The organism is Rhizobacter sp. P3_B12, assembly GCF_056402895.1.
Window position 1 is genome coordinate 1 of the sequence record NZ_JBFUGN010001771.1, and the last position, 547, is coordinate 547.

At 67.8% G+C, this 547-nt stretch carries 1 protein-coding gene; it reads right to left on the reverse strand.

The genetic code is table 11. The features are described 5' to 3' along the window. The coding region (locus tag AC1D01_RS38135) for a M16 family metallopeptidase (protein ID WP_477875208.1) at nt 1-547 on the reverse strand (547 nt) is incomplete at both ends.

Consider the following 547-nt stretch of genomic DNA (forward strand, 5'->3'; position numbering starts at 1 on the left):
GAGGGGGTGTCGCCCATCACCAGGTCGAGCACCTCGATGGCCGGGTAGTCGGGGTGCGCCGCCGGCGGCACGTGGTAGGCCGCGAAGATCTGCGGCGTGCCGCCCGAACGCCGCAGCGTGACGCTGCGCTCGCCGTCCTGCGCCGGGTCGAGCGTGTACTGCACCGGCAGCTTGCGCGTGGGCTTGCGGATCTTGCCGAACGCATCGCCGACCCAGCGCAGCACCTTGGCCGGCTCGAACTTGCCGGAGACGATCAGCGTCGCGTTGTCGGGCTGGTAGTACTGGCGGTAGAAAGCCTGCAGGCGCGGGATGTCGACGTTCTCGACGTCGGCGCGCGCGCCAATGGTGTCCTTGCCGTAGTTGTGCCACTCGTACATCGTCGCGACGGTCTTCTGCAGCAGGATGCGGTCGGGGCTGTTCTCGCCCATCTCCATCTCGTTGCGCACCACCGTCATCTCGGTGTCGAGGTCGCGGCGGGCGATGAAGCTGTTGACCATCGCATCGGCCTGCCACTCGAGGTACCAGCGCAGGTTGTCGTCGTTGGCCG